23 protein-coding genes and 1 riboswitch are annotated in these 19767 nt (G+C 71.0%); of the genes, 9 read left to right on the forward strand and 14 right to left on the reverse strand.

From position 1 onward, the window contains the following. Positions 1–104: 104 nt before the first annotated feature. Genes ACFHWU_RS11645 through ACFHWU_RS11660 form a run of 4 tightly spaced genes read left to right on the forward strand, consistent with a single transcriptional unit; the run spans position 105 to position 3722 of the window. A complete protein-coding gene (locus ACFHWU_RS11645) occupies positions 105–1193 on the forward strand; it encodes a FecCD family ABC transporter permease (protein WP_416590555.1) in 1089 nt (362 codons plus the stop codon). Positions 1194–1216: 23 nt separating this feature from the next. Then, positions 1217–2206: an ABC transporter substrate-binding protein gene (locus tag ACFHWU_RS11650; protein ID WP_416590556.1), complete on the forward strand. Its 990-nt coding sequence runs from the start codon at positions 1217–1219 to the stop codon at positions 2204–2206. Next, positions 2203–3027 carry an ABC transporter ATP-binding protein gene (locus tag ACFHWU_RS11655; protein WP_416554401.1) on the forward strand — a complete coding sequence of 275 codons (825 nt, stop codon included), beginning with the start codon at positions 2203–2205 and terminating at the stop codon, positions 3025–3027. Before ACFHWU_RS11650 ends, ACFHWU_RS11655 begins: the two co-directional genes overlap by 4 nt. Beyond that, positions 3024–3722 carry a class I SAM-dependent methyltransferase gene (locus tag ACFHWU_RS11660; protein WP_416590557.1) on the forward strand — a complete coding sequence of 233 codons (699 nt, stop codon included), beginning with the start codon at positions 3024–3026 and terminating at the stop codon, positions 3720–3722. Before ACFHWU_RS11655 ends, ACFHWU_RS11660 begins: the two co-directional genes overlap by 4 nt. Positions 3723–4722: 1000 nt before the next feature. Here ACFHWU_RS11660 and ACFHWU_RS11665 read toward each other — a convergent pair. From ACFHWU_RS11665 to ACFHWU_RS11675, 3 genes are read right to left on the reverse strand one after another with little or no spacing between them, the layout of a single operon-like run. Continuing rightward, the gene (locus ACFHWU_RS11665) at positions 4723–4893 is read right to left on the reverse strand and encodes a GntR family transcriptional regulator (protein WP_416554405.1); all 171 of its coding nucleotides are present in this window, start codon (positions 4891–4893) and stop codon (positions 4723–4725) included. After that, positions 4890–5432 carry a GntR family transcriptional regulator gene (locus tag ACFHWU_RS11670; RefSeq protein WP_416590558.1) on the reverse strand — a complete coding sequence of 181 codons (543 nt, stop codon included), beginning with the start codon at positions 5430–5432 and terminating at the stop codon, positions 4890–4892. Before ACFHWU_RS11670 ends, ACFHWU_RS11665 begins: the two co-directional genes overlap by 4 nt. Next, positions 5429–6151, reverse strand: a complete 723-nt coding sequence (locus ACFHWU_RS11675) for an XRE family transcriptional regulator (RefSeq protein ID WP_416554409.1) — start codon at positions 6149–6151, stop codon at positions 5429–5431. The genes ACFHWU_RS11670 and ACFHWU_RS11675 overlap by 4 nt, the downstream gene beginning before the upstream one ends. A gap of 129 nt (positions 6152–6280) precedes the next feature. On the opposite strand from ACFHWU_RS11675, the gene ACFHWU_RS11680 reads away from it, so the two are divergent. Beyond that, positions 6281–6754, forward strand: a complete 474-nt coding sequence (locus ACFHWU_RS11680) for a hypothetical protein (protein ID WP_416590559.1) — start codon at positions 6281–6283, stop codon at positions 6752–6754. Positions 6755–7006: 252 nt separating this feature from the next. On the opposite strand, the gene ACFHWU_RS11685 is transcribed toward ACFHWU_RS11680, so the two are convergent. The 5 genes from ACFHWU_RS11685 to ACFHWU_RS11705 form a co-directional block, all read right to left on the reverse strand. Beyond that, positions 7007–7501: a hypothetical protein gene (locus ACFHWU_RS11685; RefSeq protein WP_416554412.1), complete on the reverse strand. Its 495-nt coding sequence runs from the start codon at positions 7499–7501 to the stop codon at positions 7007–7009. Between the two features lie 26 nt (positions 7502–7527). Beyond that, a complete protein-coding gene (locus ACFHWU_RS11690; RefSeq protein WP_416554414.1) occupies positions 7528–9243 on the reverse strand; it encodes a PHP domain-containing protein in 1716 nt (571 codons plus the stop codon). Between the two features lie 176 nt (positions 9244–9419). Further along, positions 9420–10217 (reverse strand): energy-coupling factor transporter transmembrane component T family protein, encoded by a 798-nt coding sequence (locus ACFHWU_RS11695; RefSeq protein WP_416554569.1) that lies wholly within the window; start codon positions 10215–10217, stop codon positions 9420–9422. A gap of 44 nt (positions 10218–10261) precedes the next feature. Further along, complete coding sequence (locus ACFHWU_RS11700) at positions 10262–11686, reverse strand: ABC transporter ATP-binding protein (RefSeq protein WP_416590560.1); 1425 nt, start codon at positions 11684–11686, stop codon at positions 10262–10264. Between the two features lie 49 nt (positions 11687–11735). Further along, positions 11736–12335 (reverse strand): ECF transporter S component, encoded by a 600-nt coding sequence (locus tag ACFHWU_RS11705; RefSeq protein WP_416554418.1) that lies wholly within the window; start codon positions 12333–12335, stop codon positions 11736–11738. Beyond that, a riboswitch (TPP riboswitch) is annotated at positions 12332–12437 on the reverse strand. (Overlaps the previous gene by 4 nt.) Positions 12438–12649: 212 nt before the next feature. Here ACFHWU_RS11705 and ACFHWU_RS11710 point away from each other — a divergent pair. The 3 genes from ACFHWU_RS11710 (at position 12650) to ACFHWU_RS11720 (ending at position 15067) form a co-directional block, all read left to right on the forward strand. Next, entirely contained in the window at positions 12650–13666 is a 1017-nt protein-coding gene (locus tag ACFHWU_RS11710; RefSeq protein ID WP_416554570.1) for a permease, read from the forward strand. Beyond that, positions 13663–14442 (forward strand): TIGR03943 family putative permease subunit, encoded by a 780-nt coding sequence (locus tag ACFHWU_RS11715; RefSeq protein WP_416554420.1) that lies wholly within the window; start codon positions 13663–13665, stop codon positions 14440–14442. The genes ACFHWU_RS11710 and ACFHWU_RS11715 overlap by 4 nt, the downstream gene beginning before the upstream one ends. A 79-nt stretch (positions 14443–14521) precedes the next feature. After that, positions 14522–15067 (forward strand): DUF6328 family protein, encoded by a 546-nt coding sequence (locus tag ACFHWU_RS11720; RefSeq protein ID WP_416554422.1) that lies wholly within the window; start codon positions 14522–14524, stop codon positions 15065–15067. A gap of 252 nt (positions 15068–15319) precedes the next feature. Here the strand turns inward: ACFHWU_RS11720 and ACFHWU_RS11725 are convergent, their stop codons facing one another. From ACFHWU_RS11725 to ACFHWU_RS11750, 6 genes are all read right to left on the reverse strand, one after another. Further along, a complete protein-coding gene (locus ACFHWU_RS11725; protein WP_416554424.1) occupies positions 15320–15760 on the reverse strand; it encodes a Fur family transcriptional regulator in 441 nt (146 codons plus the stop codon). Between the two features lie 47 nt (positions 15761–15807). Continuing rightward, complete coding sequence (locus ACFHWU_RS11730) at positions 15808–16101, reverse strand: ArsR/SmtB family transcription factor (protein WP_370461550.1); 294 nt, start codon at positions 16099–16101, stop codon at positions 15808–15810. An 84-nt stretch (positions 16102–16185) separates the two neighbouring features. After that, entirely contained in the window at positions 16186–17103 is a 918-nt protein-coding gene (locus ACFHWU_RS11735) for a metal ABC transporter permease (protein ID WP_416554426.1), read from the reverse strand. Beyond that, entirely contained in the window at positions 17100–17861 is a 762-nt protein-coding gene (locus ACFHWU_RS11740; RefSeq protein ID WP_416590561.1) for a metal ABC transporter ATP-binding protein, read from the reverse strand. The genes ACFHWU_RS11735 and ACFHWU_RS11740 overlap by 4 nt, the downstream gene beginning before the upstream one ends. Further along, positions 17858–18892: a metal ABC transporter substrate-binding protein gene (locus ACFHWU_RS11745; RefSeq protein WP_416590562.1), complete on the reverse strand. Its 1035-nt coding sequence runs from the start codon at positions 18890–18892 to the stop codon at positions 17858–17860. The genes ACFHWU_RS11740 and ACFHWU_RS11745 overlap by 4 nt, the downstream gene beginning before the upstream one ends. A gap of 88 nt (positions 18893–18980) precedes the next feature. Continuing rightward, positions 18981–19238, reverse strand: coding sequence for a DUF6703 family protein (locus tag ACFHWU_RS11750; RefSeq protein WP_416554432.1), 258 nt, complete (start codon positions 19236–19238; stop codon positions 18981–18983). A gap of 31 nt (positions 19239–19269) precedes the next feature. Between ACFHWU_RS11750 and ACFHWU_RS11755 the strand changes: the two genes are divergently transcribed. After that, a complete protein-coding gene (locus ACFHWU_RS11755; protein WP_416554434.1) occupies positions 19270–19611 on the forward strand; it encodes an antibiotic biosynthesis monooxygenase family protein in 342 nt (113 codons plus the stop codon). Positions 19612–19767: the final 156 nt, after the last annotated feature.

Raw genomic sequence — 19767 nt, forward strand, 5'->3', positions numbered from 1 at the left:
GCCGAGGTGAACAGTGACTCACCACCTTCCGATCCCTTGATCTTGCTGCTAGCTTCTTGCCATAGCTTTGCAAGAGCAAGGGATCGGCATGTGGGGGTGGGGCGATGGCTGCGGCCACCCTGTCGGCAGCCCGCAGCGACCTGCTCGGCGTCGCCGCACAGCGCCGCCGGACCGGGATCTGGCTGGTTGTCCTGACCGTCGGGCTGGTGGCCACCGTCGTGGTGGCGGTCGGCTCCGGCGGGATCGGGATCACCCCGACGACCGTCGCCGCCATCATCGGCCACCAACTCGTCGGACTGCCCGGTGAGGCGACCTGGAGCCTGCCGGAGCAGGCCATCGTCTGGCAGGTCCGGCTGCCCCGGGTGCTGCTGGGCATGCTCGTCGGCGCCGGGCTGGCCGTGTGCGGAGTCGCGCTGCAGGCGATGGTCCGCAATGTGCTCGCCGACCCGTACCTGCTGGGCATCAACTCCGGAGCGTCCAGCGGCGCGGCGGCGGCGATCCTGTTCGGGGCCGGCGCCGGCTTCGGCCAGTACGCCCTGTCCACCAGCGCATTCCTCGGCGCCCTCGCCGCGTCGCTGCTGGTCTTCCTGATCGCCCGCAGCGGCGGCCGGGTCACCTCGATCCGATTGCTGCTGTCCGGCGTCGCCGTCGGCTACGCGCTGTACGCCACCACCAGTTTCCTGATCTTCGCCTCCGGGTCGGCCGAGGGCGCCCGGTCGGTGATGTTCTGGCTGCTCGGGTCGCTGGGGCTGGCCCGGTGGGACGCGCTGCTGGCGGTAGCCGCCGTCGTGCTGGTCGGGATGACCGGGTACCTGACCATCGTCGGCCGGCGACTGGACGTACTCGCCATCGGCGACGAGACCGCGCAGACCCTCGGCGTGTCCCCGGACCGGTTCCGACTGCGCCTGCTGGTACTGGTCTCGTTGAGCGTCGGCGTGCTGGTCTCCGCCGCCGGCAGCATCGGCTTCGTCGGCCTAGTCGTGCCCCACCTGGCCCGGCGGCTGGTCGGCGCACCACACGTACGGGTGGTGCCGATGGCCGCGCTGCTCGGCGCGATCCTGCTGGTCTGGGCCGACGTGCTCGCCCGGGTCCTGCTGGCTCCCCAGGAGATCCCGATCGGGATCATCACCGCGCTGCTGGGCGCACCTTTCCTGCTGGTTCTGATCCGCCGCCTGCACGCCACCTCTGCCTGACCAGCTGCGACCTTCGAGGAGCAATGATGACGACCGCCCGTACCGCCGTCGCGGCGATCTCCGCCGCCGCGCTGCTCGCCGCCGGTTGCGGCGAAGCCGGTGCCGGCCCTACCCCGGCCGCGGCCGACGGCTACCCGGTGACCATCACCAACTGCCGCGTCAACGTCACCTTCAACGCCGCGCCGGAACGGGTCGTGCTGCTCAAGAGCGCTGCCGTGCCGTACCTGCACGCGCTCGGCGTGCTGGACCGGGTCACCGCCCGGGCCGGGCAGTACCCGGCGGAGTACTACGACGAGGCGACCCTCGCCGAGCTGGACCGGATTCCGCTGCTGACCGACAAGACCGACACCAGCGGCCACCTGCAGATCTCCAAGGAAGTGGTGATCAGCCAACAGCCGGACCTGGTGCTCGGCGAGGTGGACAACCTGTCCCGGGACACGCTGTCGGCGGTGGACATCCCGCTGCTGGAGGAGCCGGCGATGTGCCCGGGAAGCACGACGGTGCCGACCTTCGACGACATCTACGCCCAGATGCGGACCTACGGCGAGGTGTTCGACCGGGCCGACGAGGCGGCAGCGGCGGTCGCCGCGCTGGAAGAGCGGATGGCACAGGTGCAGGCCCAGGCCGGGGCGGGCACCGGCCGTACGGCTGCGGTGCTGTACCCGACCGTCGGCGGCGGTGTCACCTACGCGTACGGCACCGCCAGCATGGCGCACCCTCAGCTGGAGGCGGCCGGCTTGCGCAACGTCTTCGACGACGTACCCGAACGGGTCTTCGAAGTCACCGTGGAGGAACTGCTCGGCCGCGACCCCGACGTGCTGATCCTGCTGTACAGCGACGGCGACCCGGCCGCCGTCGAACAGGGCCTGACCGGGCTGCCCGGGGCGGAGAACCTGGCCGCCGTGCGCAACGGCGACGTGCTGACCCAGCTGTTCAACTTCACCGAGCCGCCGACCCCACTGTCCATCGATGGACTCGAACGGATCGTGCAGCACTTCCAGGCCGAGTCGTGATCACCGCGACCGAGGTCTCCTGGCGCTACGGCGCCAACCCGGTGATCGACGGGGTCAGTGTGACCGCCCGGCCGGGCCGGGTCCTCGGGCTGATCGGCCCGAACGGCAGCGGCAAGACCACCCTGCTCCGGCTGCTCCACGGTGCCCTGCGCAGCGGCGGCGCCGGGCGCAGTAGCGGTCCTGGTCGGAGCGGTGAGGCCGGGCGGGTCGTGGTGGACGGCGACGAGCTGACCGGCCTGCCGTCGCGGGAGGTCGCCCGCCGGCTGGCCGTGGTGGTGCAGGAGACCGGCGGCACCGACACCGCGTTGACCGTGGCCGAGCTGGTGCTGCTGGGCCGGGGCCCGCACCTGTCGACGTTCCAGCGGACCAGCCGGGCCGACCACGAGATCGTGGCCCGCTGCCTGGCCCGGGTCGGTGCCGCCCACCTGGGTGCCCGCGCGTTCGCCGGGCTGTCCGGCGGCGAACGCCAACGGGTGCTGATCGCCCGCGCTCTCGCCCAGCAGGCCACCCATCTGCTGCTCGACGAGCCGACCAACCATCTGGACATCCGCTACCAGCACGAGGTCCTGCAACTGGTGCGGGATCTCGGCACCTGCTCCATCGTCGTACTGCACGACCTGAACCTGGCCGCCCGATACTGCGACGACCTGGTGCTGCTCGGCGAGGGTCGGGTGGCGGCCGCCGGCAGCACGGACGAGGTGCTCGACCCGGCGGTGCTCGAACCGGTCTACGGGATCGGCATCCGGCGGCTGGACCTCGACGGAGCCATCCACCTGCTGTTCCGCCCGCACGAGGTGACCGAGGAAAGGACCGCGGCATGACGGCCGTACAGGATCGGATCAACGCGTACTGGACCGGCCGGGCCCCCGGCTACGACGCGTACGTGCAGCGCCCTGAGCGGTTCGCCGCCGACCAGCAGGCCTGGTCGCAGGTCTGGGCGGCGGCGCTGCCGCCGGCCCCGCTGGACGTGCTCGACGTCGGCACCGGCACCGGGCAGGCGGCCATCGTGCTGGCCGGCCTCGGCCACCGAGTGACCGGCATCGACCTGTCCGAGGGGATGCTGGAGCGGGCCCAGCACCACGCCGCCGCGATGCCCGACGGCCCAGTCATCGCGTACGGCGACGCCGTGTCCCCGGGCTTCCCGGCGGCCAGCTTCGACGCGGTGACCAGCCGCTACCTGATGTGGACGCTGCGGGAGCCGCAGGTCGCCGTGGCCAACTGGGTACGCCTGCTGCGCCCCGGCGGCACCGTCGCCGTGGTCGACAGCACCTGGTTCCCCGACGGGCTGGACAACGCCTCGGAGAACTTCGCCGACCACTACGACGACGCGGTCCGGTCGGCGCTGCCGCTGGCCACCGCGAAGTCGATCGACCAGACCGTGGCGGTGCTGGAAGGAGCCGGTCTGCATGATGTCACGGCCGTACCGCTGACCTCGATCTACGAACTCGATCAACGGTTCGGCGTGGCACCCGATCATGAGCTCAAGCTGCAGTACATCGTCACCGGCCGTCGCTGACGGTCGCGAGCCGAGTGGGGTGACGGGGTCAGCGGAGTCCGTCCCCTCATCCGGCCTGTTCCAAAGGGAAGCAACTCGACGGTTGATCCTTATCCGACCTCTGCACTAACACGCTCGCGGACGTTGCGCGTGATGCGAACGCGGCCATTAGTACGATCGACCCCGTCGGCTACCCCGGGAAGCCTGGCCTCCGCTCCGGATAGCGGCAGCGCCGTCGCAGAACAAATTCAGTCAACTGCCGACCTGTGCCGATGTTTTCGTGTGCTCGGTGACTTGATCCTCTGCTGCTGCGGTGGCTGCTTTGCGAAGTTCAATCCGGCGCGGTTTTCGTGTGCTCGGGGACCGTGTCCGAAATGTCGGGCGGTCTGACCTGGGCAAACGGGGGGCCTGGAGGGCAACCTTCGGTTGATCATGATCTTGGTAGTGGCTCAGATGATCTCTATGAGGCTGGTTTTCGCAGCTCGGGGCAGTTTGGGATCTTTCCGCCAACTTCCCCTGGATCCTGGGCGTGTCGGAGGTTGCCGCAATCGACATTTCACCCCAACTCCGGCACCTAATCTTGCGTACATCGATGCGTTGTCTGTCCTTGACGGATGCTGCTGGCTCGGCGTGGCTGTCTCACTTGACTCCGCCTACCTAACGACAGGTCGATGTGGAAATTGTCGCGTACCCGGTCGTCTCCGGCAAGGGGGAGTAGTTGTCCGTTGTGCGCATGCAGCGGTTCGCCAAGCGGAGTTCGCCGTGGCCAACTCCACTACCTCGGTGGAGGTCTGGTAAGTGTCGCGGGAGGGCGGTGAGATCAGGCTTTGTCTGGTCCGGGCAGGAGGTATCTGGCCTTGCGCAGGTGGGCGGCTTTGATCATCTCGGTGACTTCGATCGATTCGCCGGCCCGGGTAGTGGGTTCGCTTCGACGGCGATCGGCTGGTTGGCGGTGACGAACACGCCCGACCCCGGACTCGCCACGGACGAATCCTTGCTTTCTGAGGATGGCGAGTGCGCGTTAAGTGGTGAGGTTGGAGACGCCGTCCCGCTGGCAGAGTTGGGCGGTGGAGGGCACCTTGTCGCCGGGTGTGAACTCGCCGGTGAGGATCTGTCGGCGGAGATCGGCTGCGATCTGGCGTTGGCGGTCGCGTACGTCGTTGGCGGCGGCGTGGTCGGGTTCGTTGGTCATGCGGGTGAGACCTGCATTTGGTAGGTGTGGCCGGTGGAGCGGCTGGTCACGGTGCGCATGACGGCGTACTCGACGGGTTGGCCGGTGGCGGCGCGGCTGATGCGGGTGAGGACGAGGAGTGGTTCGTCGGCGGGGATGTCGAGGAGTTCCTGTTCGTGGTCGGTCGGCCGTCGTGCGGTGACGTGTTCGCTGACCTGGTGGGGCGCGAGTCCGAGGTTGGTAAGGACCCGTACTGCGCCGCCTTTGATCTTGCGGTTGTCGGCGAGTGGGGTGCCGGCGGCGACGGACTCCGGGTAGTAGGAGTCGGCGAGTTCGACGGGTCGGTCGTCTTCGAGGATGAGTCGGCGGCGGACGACGGCTCGTCCGGTGTCGGCGAGACCGAACGCGCGTCCGACCTGTGCGTCAGCGTCAACGGACTCGACGCCGAGAAGCTGTTGGGTGCCGACGCGTCCCCGGGTGGCGGCCTCGGCAGACCACGCGTCGTGCTGCTGTGCAACGAGGTACGGGTCTGAGCTGCTGGTCCAGCCTGGGTCGGTCATGGGGCCGGTGCTGGTGCGTGGGCTGCTTCCCACAGGTGTTCGACGTGGTTGGCGTACTGGTCGAAGAGGCCACCGGGGCTGCGTCGGCGGATGTGCAGGGTGGGGGAGGCGTGTCCGAGTTGGTCGGCGAGGTGGGTGCTGACCAGTGCTTCGTCGTCGAAGATCCAGACGGACAGGCTGATGTGGCGGTCGGTGTGGCGTACCTGTGGGGTGGGTTCGATCTTGGCGAGTTCGGCGGTGGTGATGTCGATGCGGGTGGAGATCGACAGGGCGGCATCTTCGATGCGTTCGCGGTCGCGGGTGACGGGTGAGTCCTTGTGGCCGAGAAGGAAGCGCAGGTCGAGGCCGGATACGGCCTTGCTCCGCAGGGTGGGTGTGATGCCGGGGACTTCGGTCCAGAGGAAGTACGAGGTGTAGCCGGCGCACCAGATGCGGGACGTGGCGCGGTGGAGCAGGTCGTTCCAGAGTTCCCGGGGGACGGCTGAGCGTGTCGGCCATGCGGCGCGGATCTCCCGGTCGTATCCGCGTTTGACCAAGCCGGACCAGATCACGTCTTCATCTTCTCTCAGCACCTGGGCTACCTGCGAGCGGTGGCGGGGGTGAGGAACGCGACCGCCGAGCCACCGGGCGACGGTCTTCGGGTCGACGCCCACCTTGCCGGCCAGGGTCGCGGGTGTCATGCCGGTTCGGCTCATCGCCACGTGCAGCGCTGTGTTCATGGTTGATCACTCCCGGGACGTTTGTGAACGTCCCTAGGCTACCTGACGCAGGGGTCCCGGCATCCCCTCCACACAGGAAGAGTCCACAAAAGATCCTTCAAACGCCCCCGACCCGCGATGGAGAGAGCCGTGAACAGGAACCAGGTTCCCGACAACAGGTATCAACGGACCCGACAACCCACGGTCGACGCGGGTCCGACGCCGAACCGGCCGCCGTTGCCGCGCCGAACGCCGGGGCACACGGACATCGGGCGCGACCCACGGTTCCGGCTGCTGGCCGCGCGTGCAGTGGCACCCGCGCCGAATGCCGAGCGTCCGGCTGTCGACGCCGAACGGGCGGTGCTGGACGAGGTGGCGGCGGCGATGCGGAACCGGCCGGGAGTCGACGTGTTGGACCGTGCGCGGGCGACGGTCACCGAGCACATGCCGAGTCGGTTGGCCGAACGCCGGGTGTGTGACGTGGCGGCGTTCTGCCCGCCGTTCATCAGCGCGTTGGCCGTGCTGGACCGCTGGGATCAGGTCAAGGCGCGTCGGGTGCGGGCGGTGTTGCAGTACGCCGGGCTCTGGCCGGACGGGTACGTCCACGACGGGCGGGACGACTGATGGCCGACGGTGAACTCCTGCGGGTCGGTGACACCCTGCATCTCGGTAAGGCCGGCGGCGAGATGACCACCACACCACCGCCCGCGAGGTGACGCTGACACACCTTATTTTCGCGTTTCAAGGTGCGTCAGCGTCACCTCGCGGCTCCGGCAGCGGGAGGCCGTTGAGCATGAGACTGCCTCCGGCGCTGGCCACAGGATGTGACCAGCGCCGGAGGCTGGACAGGTGAGGCTAAACAGGTGAGGCGTACGGTCAGTGTTTATCGGCGCAGCACGGGGTCGGGTCGGGCAACTCGAACGGCCCGATCCGCCCCGGCCCGACCGCAGTGGTGATCAACGTCAGTACCCCGTTGATCCACTGCGGCCGGACGAAGTCCCGGGTCACCAGCGGAGTGTCCTCATCCGGCTGCGCGCCGCCGAGCATGATGACCTGCTCGATCGCGCTGAGTTCGAGCAGCTCCGCGACGGTGAGTGTGCCGACCAGGCGGTCGACCCCGGGGTAGCGCACCGCCCGCCCGGACCGGCCGGCCCGGTGCTCGGCGGCGGCGAGCTCCGCCGCCGGGACCAGATCGGCCGGGGTGGCGGGCAGGTCGCGCAGCCCGTCGGGGGCGGCCAGACTGATCGCCACGTGCGGCCTCGGCGTCCGCACCAGATGGGTGCAGGCGACGAGGTCGGGCAGGTCGGCCACGCCGACGACGTCGTGCAGCCAGTGTTCGGCAGCGGCGTCGTCGGCATGCCCGAGGCTCACCCCAGTAATGATCATGGCGGTGGCGGTCAGGATGGCAGGACCCAGATCGGGTTGCCGTAGAACCACAGGTCCAGCCACGGGTCGGCGTCGCCGAGCACGTCCATCGCCGGGCCGTGCGGGTCGACCGCCGCACCCATCAGACCGGGCGCGCTGCGGTTACCGTCGGTGCCGCGCACCCGGACGTACATCGGCCGGTCCACCCGGCCCAGCGGGTAGCTGAACGACACCCGCTTGCGGCCCGGCTGCACCTCGAACGAGGCGGCCACCCGGGTGGTCGGGGCGGTGAAGGTGTCCTGGTCGGTGACCGGTCCGGTGACGTCGCCGACGATCAGGTCCACCCGGGCCAGCTTCGGCACGAACTGCGCCCAGTTCGGCACGGTGGCCAGATCGATGTCCAGGGTCACCACGACCGACGTACCACTCTTGATCTTCAGCGTGCCGCCGAGCGTGGCACCGGCACCCGGCCGCTGGTCGTTGAGCCGGCGGACCCGCATGTCCAGGCCCCGGATCAGACCGCCGTGGTCCACCCAGACCCGGCCGGCCCGGATGGCGTCCATCACCGCGCGGTAGCCGAACGCCTGCGCGCCGACGTGGGTACGGCTGTACTGTCCCGGCCAGAAGTCACCGGCGGTGGTGATCAGCGGCCCGTACACCGGGTCGTTGTACTTGCCGTTGGCGTTGAAGTCGCTGTCCGGACCGCGCATCGACGTACCCAGGTAGTTGATGTGCGAGTCGGAGTTGGCGCTGATCCACCACGGCTTGCCCTCGGCGAGCAGGCTGTCCCACAGCCCGCCCACGGTGGAGGTCATCCAGTCGAACCCGCCCCAGGTGCGGTAGCTCTCCAACGGGTAGCCGGGGAACGACGCCGCCGACGGGCTGCCCTCGTAGTAGCCGCGACCGCGACCCGGGCCGTTCGGCGCCGGCAGGCTGGACGCCTGGTGACCCGGGGCGCCCTCCATGCCGACCGCCACGGTCGGGTCGGCGTCGCGCCAGGCCCGCACCTCGTGCGGCGAGTCGACGCCCCGCCGGGACGGGTGGTTGGCCAGGAACAGCGCACCACCGATCCGGCGTCGGCGGACCTCGTCACCGAGGAACTTGATGCCGGCGATGGCGAGCGCCTCGTTCTCCGGGCTCGGGCTGCTGGTGCCGTTGACCGAACCGTCGTAGTCGGTCTCGAACTGCTTGAGTACGGCGACCTCGTTCGGCCCCGGCTGGACGAAGACCGTGCCGTGCTCGGCGGACGGGATGTTCCACTCCAGGCCCTGGTAGATCAGCAGGTCCTTGATTTCCTTGCGGGTTTCGACGATGTCCGGGTTGACCTTCTCCACCCCGATGCGGGAGTGGGTAGCGTTGCCGTGGTCGGTGATGACGATCCAGTCCAGACCGTACGCGCGGGCGTGCTTGGCCTGGTCGACCACCCGGTACATGGCGTCCGAGCTGTACTGGGTGTGGATGTGGTGGTCGCCGGCCAGCCAGACGAACTCACCGTCGTTGGCCTGGCCGCCGCCGGTGCCGCCGCCGGCGTGGTCGTTGGCCGGTGCGGCGTGCGCGGCGTGTCCGCCGGCCAGCACCGACGACGCGGCTGCGCCGGCTCCGAGCAGCCCGGCGTTCCGCAGGAAGGTACGCCGGGACGCCTCGGTCGGCGACAGTTCGGCGTCCGGCACCGACAGGTCGAGCGGTGCCGGTACGTCGGCACCGCTCGCTGCGTGGTCGTGGTGGTGATGATGGTGGTGGTGTCCCATCCCTGTTCCGCCTCCCAGATCAACTTTGTCGCGGTCAATCTCGTGGAGGTGGGGAAACAGCAGGCGACGTACTGCCGTCGTTGCGGCGCACGTGCCGTGAAGGTGTTGCCATATGTGCATCTGTGACACCTGGCGTGACCTGCTGATCTTTCTGCCGGGGAGTGGCCGGGCCGGGCTCAGCCGATCACCGGGCGGAAGACCCCGGCGGCGAAACTGACCGCCAGCGACCCTCCGGCGGCGACTGCGGCACCGACAACCAGAGCGGCGTCGGCCGCCCCGAACCGTTGCCGCCGGGCACTGGTCCGGGGGATGCCGGCGTCGAATCCCCGGGCGTCCATCGCGGTGGCCAGCCGGGTGCCCCGGCGGATCGCCAGCACCAGCAGCCCGAAGGCGGTCGTCGCGAACAACCGGAGCCGACGCACCGGGTTGCGACCCGCGTCGATGCCCCGGGCCCGGCGGGCCATCGCCAGCAACTGCCACTCGGCGGCCAGCATCGGCACCAGCCGGAACGCGGCGAGCGCCCCGATCGCGAACCGGGGCGGGGCCTTGACGTTCTGCACCAGGGCGTCGGCCAGGTCGGTCGGGTCGGTGGTGGCGAAGACCAGCACACCGGGCAGCGCCACGGCCAGCAGGCGCAACGCCAGTCCGAGTGCGGTGACCAGCACGCCGCTGGTCACCAGCACCGGCCCGGCGGCGAGCAGCACCGGGCCGGTCCGTTCGGCGGCGAACAACGTCAGGGTGACCAGCACTCCGGCGGCGCTCAGCAGCAGCGGCGCCATCCGGCGCAGCAGGGCCCGGTAGCCGAGCCCGAACAGCGGGACCACGGCGAGCTCGACGGCGATCGCGACGGCCGGCGCCACCGGGTCCAGAGTGGCCAGCAGCAGCACCGAGAAGACCAGCGCGGCGGCGAGCTTCGCTACCGGGTTGCGGCGGGCCAGCGGCGCCGTCCTGGTGCCGTCCGGTTCGCCGATCACCGGGTCAGCCGCCGGCCCGCTCACAGAATCAACCGCCGGCCGGCTCATAGGGTCAACCGCCGGTCGGCGAGGGCGGCGACGAGGTCGACGTCGTGGGTCACCGTCACGATCCCGTGCCCGGCGTCGCGCAGCTCACCGAGCAGCGTGACCAGTTCGAGCCAGGTACGCCGGTCCTGGCCGAACGTCGGCTCGTCGAGCACCAGCAGGCGGGGCGCGGTGGCCAGGGCGGTCGCCACACTCAGCCGCCGCGCCTCACCACCGGAGAGGGTGTACGGGTTGGCAGCCGCCAACCGGTCCAGCCGCAGCCGCTGCAGCAACTCGTCGACCACCCTGGCGACGGTCGACTCCGCCAGCCCGCAGCGGCGCGGGCCGAGAGCCAGCTCGTCGGCCACCGTGGTGGCGACGAACTGGTGCTCCGGGTTCTGGAACACGTTGCCGATCCGGCGGACCAGCTCCGTTGCCCGCCACCGGTGCGGGGCCGGGCCGACCCGGCCGTCGCCGGTCAACGCGGCGGTGGCCTGGACCGTTCCGTCGGTGGCTGCGACCAGCCCGCCGAGCAGCAGGGCCAGCGTGGTCTTGCCGGCACCGTTGGGCCCCAGCACGGCCAGCGCCTCGCCGGCGCGTAGCGGCACCTCGTCGGCGAGCGGGGCGAGCCGGGGCACCAGCCCGACCCGGTCGGCGATCAGCAGCGGCTCACCGGCCCGGGCAGGGAAACCACCGCGCTGCGGCAGCGGCTGATCGGGCACCCAGACACCGTCGGCGGCCAGTTGCCCGCCGTACCGGTCGAAGACCTCGTCCGGCTCGCCGTCAGCCCGCACCCCGCCCCCGGCGGACAGCACCACCACCCGGTCGACCAGCGGCAGCGCCTGCGCCACCCGGTGCTCGACGATCACCAGTGTGGTGTCCCGGTCCCCGTCGAGCGCCCCGGCGACGGCGTTGCGGACCAGGTCGGCGCCGGCCGGGTCCAGGTTGGCGGTCGGTTCGTCCAGCAGCAGCAGACCCGGCCGCAGGGCGAGCGCCCCGGCCAGGGCCAGTCGCTGCTGCTCGCCGCCGGACAACGCGACCGTCGGCCGGTCCCGGCCGTACCGGAAGCCGACCCGGGCCAGCGCGGCGTCCACCCGCGGCCAGATCTGCTCGGCCGGCACCCCCCGGTTCTCCAGACCGAACGCCACGTCGTCGCCGCTGCGCGCCATCACCAGCTGGGTCTGCGGATCCTGGAAGACAATGCCGACCCGCTCGCGGGCCTTGCGCGGGTCGAGCCCGTCGACGGTGACGGTGCCGGCCTGCTCGCCCGAGTCAGCCGGCAGCACCCCGGCGATCGCCGCCAGCAGCGTGCTCTTGCCGGCCCCCGACGGCCCGAGCAGCAGGACCCGTTCACCGGCGTCAACGCTCAGGTCGACGTCACGGACCGCCCAGGCCCGGCGGCCGGCGTGCCGCCAGCCGAACCCGCGCAGCTCCAGCCGGCTCACGACCCGCACGGTCGCGGCCGGGTCACACCATGGTGCGGTCGCGGCCGGGTCACACCGTGGTGCGGTCGCGGCCGGCGGGGAACCGGTCGAGCACCCCGGTGCGGGCCAGGGCCCGGGTCAGCGCCACGCTGCCGGCACCGGCCAGCACGATCGCGCTGACCACGGTGACGATGAAGATCGGAATCCGGAAACTGACCAGGTCGTACGGCGCGTAGTAGCGGATCTGGTCGAAGATCGCCGCGCCGAGCCCGGCGGCCGCACCGGCGGCCAGCGCCACCGGCAGCCGGAACGAGCGGTACGCCACCGCCAGGAACACCAGCTCGGCACCGACCCCCTGGGCCAGCCCCTGCACGATCACCACGGCGCCCCACTGGCTGCCCAACGCCGCCGAGACGACCGCGGCGACCAGCTCGCAGAACAGCGCGGCCCCCGGCTTGCGGATCACCAGTGCGCCGAGCACGGCCGGCACCAGCCATACCCCGTACAGCACCGCCTGAGCGGGCGGGAAGAAGGTGAACGCGGCCTCGGTAGCGGCCCAGATCAACCCCCACAGCCAGAAGACCACCCCGAACGCGACGGCGATCACCGAGGCGACCACGATGTCGACGGTCCGCCAGCTGCGGTCGGCGGGCAAAGATTGCTGCGTCATACGTCGCTCCAACTCCCTGCGCTGGCATTACCCAGATCAGGTTCGAGGGTCTGCGGGACTCCCCGCACTCTCAGCGCTGTGTGCGCTCCCCTGTGGGACATCAGGTTGTGCCACCGACGCTAGCACCGGCGGCACCGCACCGACAGTGGGCGCGTCCCGGTGTGGTGGCGCGCACCCCTGCGCGGGTTATCGTGAACTGCCCGCCTTCACACCAGCGAGGGGACCAGCCCGCCGTGACCGCTGCCGATCGCACCGCGACGCGTCGGACGCGCCCAGGCGACGACATCGACTGGGCCGCACCGGCCGACGACGACCTGCCCGGGTCCGGCGGCGGCGCCGGACCGCCCGGCGGCCCGCGTCCGCCCCGACGCCGGCTGTTCGGTGACCGGGTCGGCTCGGTGGAGGTGCTCGCCTTCCTGCTGATCGGGCTGGTGATCTTCCGCGAGCCGTTGGCCAACCTGATCTCCGACCCCCGGCTGCAGACCTGGACCACGGTCTTCGTGTCGGTGATGGTTCAGGCGATGCCGTTCCTGGTCTTCGGGGTGGGGCTCTCTGCGGTGATCGCAGTCTTCGTACCCAGGTCGTTCTGGGCGAAGGCGTTGCCGAAACACCCGGCGCTGGCGGTGCCGGTGGCCAGCGCCGCCGGGGTGGTGCTGCCCGGCTGCGAGTGCGGTTCGGTGCCGATCGCCGGGTCGCTGATCCGTCGGGGCGTCGCGCCGGCTGCCGCGCTGGCCTTCCTGCTCGCCGCTCCGGCGATCAACCCGATCGTGCTGGTGGCCACGGCGGTTGCCTTCCCGAACAACCCCGAGATGGTCGTCGGTCGAGGTGTCGCCAGCCTGCTCGTCGCGGTCGTGATGGGCTGGCTGTGGCTGCGGCTGGGTCGCACCGATTGGATTCGCCTGCCGCGCCGGCCCGACCTGGACGACCTGTCCCGGGCGCGGGCGTTCTGGGCGGCGGTCCGGCACGACATCATGCACGCCGGCGGTTTCCTGGTCATCGGCGCGATGGCCGCCGCCAGCATCAACGTGCTGGTGCCGGAGCGCTGGCTGCAGACCCTCGCAGACAACCCGGTGCTGTCCATTCTGGCGCTCGCCGTACTCGCCGTGCTGTTGTCGATCTGCTCGGAGGCGGACGCCTTCGTCGCGGCCTCGCTGTCGCAGTTCTCGCTCACCTCACGGCTGGTCTTCCTGGTCGTCGGCCCGATGGTCGACCTGAAACTTGTCTCGATGCAGGCCGGCACGTTCGGGCGCAGATTCGCGTACCGGTTCGCTCCGGCGACATTCCTGATCGCCATCGTGGTGGCGGTCGCGGTGGGGACGGTGCTGTTGTGAACAAACAGGCTCAAGGCGTGGTGCTGCTGCTCCTCGGCGGCGCGGTGGTACGGGCCAGCGTCACCGACATGTACCTGCGGTACGTCAAGGAGGCGCTGCAACCGTTCCTGATCGCCGCCGGCCTGCTGCTGATCGTCGCAGCGGTCATGACGCTCTGGCACGACCTGCGGCGTCGGTCGACACCGGCCCCTGCCGTCGGCGTACATGCCGGGCACGGCCACGCCGTCGACGACGGGCACGGTTGCTCCGCCGACGACGGCCACGGCCACGCCCATCACGAGCCGAGGGTGGGCTGGCTGCTGATCCTGCCGGTGCTCGGGCTGCTACTGGTCGCCCCGCCGGCGCTGGGTTCGTACGCCGTCGCGCAGGCCGGCACCGCGTTGAGCAGCGAGCAGGCATCGTCGGATTATCCGCCGCTGCCGGACGGCGATCCGGCCGAGATCAGCGTGCTCGACTACGCCTCCCGGGCGATCTTCGACGAGGGCCGGTCGCTGGACGGGCGCGACGTACGGCTCACCGGCTTCGTCACCGACGGCCCGGACGGTGAGCCGATGCTGGCCCGGATCGTGCTCTCCTGCTGTGCCGCCGACGGCCGGCCGATCAAGGTCGGGATGGACGGCAGCGCCCCGACCGGGCTGCCGGCGGACACCTGGATCGCGGTGGTCGGCCGGTACAGCGACCGGATCGGCACCGACCCGGTGAACGGGGCCAGCATCCCCTATCTGGCGGTCGAGTCGTGGCAGCAGATCGACGCCCCCCGGCAGCAGTACGAGTAGAGGTTTCCCGCCGTGGCGTCCGGGGCACATTGCTGACCGCCAGTTGAGCGTGGGCGGTCCGGCAGGAGGACGAGCGGACGTGGACCGGGAGACTGAGAAGGAACGCTGGCAGCGCAACTTTTCCGATCTGCTACAGGAGCTGAGGGTCGCCCAGACCGGGGTGCAGATCCTCTTCGCGTTCCTGCTGACCCTGCCGTTCAGCAGCGGGTTCCCCGACACGAACGGGTTTCAACGGGACGTGTACGTGGTGGCGCTGCTGGCGGCGGCGGCCGCCGCAGCGTTGATCATTTCGCCGGTGGCGTTCCACCGGGCGCTCTTCCGGCGTGGCCGTAAGCCGGAGCAGGTCCGGTTCGCCCACCGGATGGCCAGCGGGGGTCTCAGCCTGATGCTGGTCGCCATGGTCAGCTCGGTGCTGCTGGTCACCGACTTCATCCTGTCCCGACCGGTCGCGTTCGTGCTCAGCGGTCTCACCGGGGTATGGTTCCTGATCTTCTGGGTCGCCCTGCCCTTCGTACACCGTGGTTGGCTGGACGGCGACGAGGATGAGGACGAGGACGGTGGTGCCGACGGTGGTGCGGGTGGCGACCGTGGTGCGGGTGGCGGCCGGTCAGCGCCGGCCACGTAGGCCCAACGCCCGCAGCTCCAGTTCCGCCAACGCCTCGGTGGCCGCCGATGGTGCCGAGCGGGTGGGTGGCCAGCGCCAGGGCCAGCTCGCCGACCCGGTCCTGCAGCCAGCTGGCGGCGCGGATCCACAGGTAGACCCGAAACGACGACGATCAGGTCGGTGGCGAGTTGCCGGTCGGCGCGCGGAAAACGGTCGGCGTAGATCTGCATGCGCACAGCGTGCCGTACGAGGACCGGAATCGCGCGGGCGCGGTCACGTCGTAGGGGTACGCCGGGCGGCGCATTTCGGGCAGGTCCCGAAGATCTCCATGGTGTGGCTGACCCCGACGTAGCCGTGCTGGGCCGCGATCCGTTCCGCCCAGTTTTCCACCGCCGGCCCGGCCACCTCGACCGCGCTTCCGCACGAGCGGCAGACCAGATGGTGGTGGTGGCCCTGGCTGCACCGCCGGTACAGGTGCTCGCCGCCGGGCGGGCGCATCACGTCGACCTCGCCGGAGTCGGCCAGCCCTTGCAACGTCCGGTAGACCGTGGTCAGACCGACCCGGTCGCCCCGCTGGCGCAGCATGGCGTGCAGCTCCTGGGCGCTGTGGAAGCCGGCGAGCTCGTCGAGGATGGCGCTGACCGCGCTGCGTTGCCGGGTGTTGCGCACCGTCGAGGGCTCCGCGGTGCCGGGTGTGGTGTCTCCAGTCCTCATTCAGGGCCTCCGGGACGTGTTCTGCCCGGGCCAGTGCCGGCGGCTGCTCACCGGACCTCCCGGGCATGACTGACAGCGTCCGCTACGATGTGCGCGACGTGTTCGTCGACCAGCGCGTAAGCGATCTCCCGGCCACGCCGGGAGCCGTGCACCACGCCCGCGCCCCGCAGCACCCGCAGATGCTGGGACACCAGCGGCTGCGGCGCGCCGAGCTTCTGCACGAGTTCGTGGACACATCGCTCACCCTGGGCGAGCTCGGTCACGATGGCCACCCGCAGCGGGGCAGAGAGTGCGCGCAGCAACTCGCTGGCGCTCTCGTACCCGTCGTAGCCGTTGGCCATCGTCACCCCGCAACGGTAACCAATACCGGAGCCGGATCGGCAGGCAGGCGGCTCAGCGGTGCTCGTCGCCGGGTCTGTACCAGGTCAGACGGGACGATCCGGGACCATCTCGGCGGGACAGTCCAGGACCACCTCGGGCGGTTCGACCTCGCGGGGCTGCCGGCGGTGGACGGCCAGCGTGCCGGCCCGGCGGCGCAGCCGCCGCCACGTCCCGGCGCCGACGGCGGTGGCCGCGAAGGCAGCGATCGCCAGGATCACGATGGTCGCGCCCATCGCGGTGTCGGCGGTGCCGGCCAGCCACACCCCGCAGCCGGCGGAGGCCGTACCGATGATCATCGCCATCGCCATGGTGCTGCGGAAGCCCCGAGTGATCTGCTGGGCGGTCGCCACCGGGACCACCATCAGCGCGCTGACCAGCAGCAGGCCGACCGCCCGCATGGCGATGGTGACGGTCACCGCGGTGGTCACCGCGATCAGCAGGTTGAGGGTGCGCACCGGCAGGCCGGAGACCCGGGCGTACTCCTCGTCGTGGCAGATGGCGAACAGCGCCGGCCGCAGCAGCAACATCGCGGTCAGCACGACCGCGGCGAGCACCACGATCACCCACAGGTCCTCGACGGAGGCGGTGGTGAGCGAGCCGAAGAGGTACGCCATCAGGTTGGCGTTGCTGCGGTCGCCGGCCAGCCCGACCAGCATCACCCCACCGGCGATGCCGCCGTAGAAGAGCAGCGCCAGCGCCATGTCACCGGAGGTACGCCCGCGTTCGCGCAGCAGCTCGATGGCGACCGCCCCGACCGCGGCAGCGATCACGGCGGTGAGCACCGGGGACCGGTCCAGCAGCAGACCGACGCCGACGCCGGTCAGCGCCACGTGGCCGACGCCGTCGCCGATCAACGACATCCGACGCTGCACCAGGTAGATGCCGAGGGCCGGGGCGGCCAGGCCGATGACCAGGGCCCCGATCAGTGCCCGGATCATGAACTCGTACTGGAAGATGCTCATGCGCTCCACATCCGGGACGGTTCCACCGAAGCATGCGGATGGACGTGGTCGTGTCCCGGGTCCGCGTGGTGGCCGGCCGGCGCGGGCACCGGGCCGTCGTGCACCACCTCGCCGTGGTGCAGCACCACGGCCCGGTCGATCAGCGGTTGCAGCGGACCGAGCTCGTGGGCGACGAGGAGCACCGTACCGTTGCCGGCCACGAACGCGCCGAGCGCCCGGGCGAACGCCTCCTGGCTGGCCGCGTCGACCCCGGCGGTGGGTTCGTCGAGCACCAGCAGCTCCGGTTCGCCGGCCAGCGCGCGGGCGATCAGCGTGCGTTGCTGCTGCCCGCCGGAGAGCGTGGCCACCGGATCCCGGGACCGGTCGGCGAGGCCGACGGCGGTCAGCGCCGCGGCGACAGCGGTGCGGTCGGCGGCGCCGGGCGGCCGCAGTACGCCGCGGCGGGCCAGTCGGCCGGAGGCGACCACCTCGCCCACGGTGGCCGGTACGCCGCTGCCGGCACCGAGCCGTTGTGGGACGTAGCCGATCCGGTGCCACTGCCGGAACCGTCCGGCCGGCACCCCGAACAGGTGCACCGAGCCGCCGCGCAGCGGCACCAGCCCGAGCGCGGCGCGGATCAGGGTCGACTTGCCGGAGCCGTTGGCGCCCAGCAGCGCGACGACCTCACCGCTGGTCACGGTGAGGTCGACGAAGCGAAGTACGGTGCGGTTGTCGTAGCCGACCGCTCCGCGCGATACCTGGACGACGCTGGTGGTCACGAACACCCCAGGGCGTCGGTCAGATTGTTCAGATTGTCGTGCATCACCGAAAAATAGTCCCCGTCGGCGTCCGGCTGCAGTCCCTCGATCGGATCGAGCACCGCAGTCTCGGCGCCGGTCTCGTCAGCGATGGTCTCGGCGACGCTCGGGCTGACCAGGGTCTCGAAGAAGATCGTCGTCGCCTGGTGCTCCCGGGCCTCCTCGATCACCTCTGCGAGGCGCTGCGGGGTCGGCTCGTCCTCCGGGCTCAACCCGGTGATTGCGATCTGGTCGAGCTGGTAGCGGACGGTCAGGTAGCCGAAGGCGGCGTGGCTGGTGATGATTTCCCGGCGCTCGCAGTCGGCCAGCCGCTCGGTGTACTCGGCGTCCAGGGTTTCCAACTCGGTGCGCAGCGCGGCGGCGCGGGCGGTGAAGTCGTCGGCGTGGTCCGGGTCGACGGCGGCGAGACGCTCGGCCAGCGCGTCACCGACGGTGGCGAACCGGGTGGGGTCCAGCCACAGGTGCGGGTCCTTCGCGCCGGTCTCGTCGGCGTGGTCGTCCGCCTCGTTCTCGGCGTGGTCGTCTTCGTCGGCGTGCTCGTCTTCGTCGGCGTGGTCGTCTTCGTCGGCGTGGTCGTCCTCGCCGTCGTGGTCGTGGCTGTGCCCACCGTCCGTGGCGTCCAGCAGCGGCTCGACCTCCACCACATCGAAGGCGTGGTCGCCAGCCTCCTGCTCCACCGCGTCATCGACGGCGGGCTGAAAGCCACTCAGGTAGACGACCAGGTCGGCGTCGCTGACCTCGCCAACCTGCCGAGGGCTGAGCTCCAGGTCGTGCGGCTCCGCTCCGGGGGGCGCGAGACCGGTCACCGTGACGGCGTCGCCGCCGATCCGTTCGGCCAGGAACTGCAAGGGGTAGAAGGCGGCGACCACGTCGACCGTGGTGTCGTCGGCGGACCCGTCGCCGCCGTCCTGGGCACAGGCGGCGGTGCCGCCCAGGGCCAGCAGGGCACCTGCGGTGGTGGCGACGGTACGGCGGAAGAGGTGGCTGTGCATCAGGCAACTGTCCGTGGCGACGATAATGATTGTCAAAAACGCATGGTTGCATGATTCGCTGCGGCCTGCGGCGATCGGGCTGAACCGGCTAGAACACCTTGGCGAGGGCGACCGCCACCAGCAGGGTGAGCGCTACCAGGCGAAACATGCGCCCGGCCGCCGGCACCGCCGGCCAGCTGCGACGCAGCAACCAGACCAGCCCGGCGGCCAGCACCAGCAGCGCTGTCGCGCCGACGACGCCCGGCGCGAAGAGCCCGACCAGGACGAGCACCAGGGCGGCGAGGAACGCCCCGGTCGGGCTGATCCGCCCGGGGCGCACCGGCGGCGACGGTTGCGTAGGCTGCATCCGACCGACTCTAGTCAGGAGGGGACGCGACGTGCTGGTGGTCAACCGGTTCACCGTGCCGGAGGCGGACACGCCCGGCTTCGTCGATCGCGCCCGGGCCGCGCTGCGGGCCCTGGCCGGTCGCCCGGGGTACCGGCGCGGCGCACTGACCCGGGCGCTGGAGGACCCGCACCGCTGGTGCCTGGTCACCGAATGGGAGTCGGTGGGCACCTACCGGCGGGCGCTCGGCTCCTTCGAGGTGAAGGTGGACGCGACGCCGCTGCTCGCCGAATCGCTCGACGAGCCGTCCGCGTACGAGGAGCTGGTCACCGCCGGGCCCGGAGAAGAACCCGCAGCCCACAGCAGTGACCGGGCGGCGGAGCCGGGACGGTGAGCCGGCGGGCACTACCCTTTGCCCCATGACCGATCCCGGACCGGCGCAGCCGCGCCCGCCGTCCGCCGTGCCCGACGAGGCGTCCCCGTGGCAGGCACCCTCGCCGTGGGCGCCGCCGGACCGCCAGCCGCCGCCGCAGCCTGCTGCGACCGGACA

Source organism: Micromonospora sp. LOL_015 (assembly GCF_048060275.1).
Classification (GTDB): Bacteria; Actinomycetota; Actinomycetes; order Mycobacteriales; family Micromonosporaceae; genus Micromonospora_E.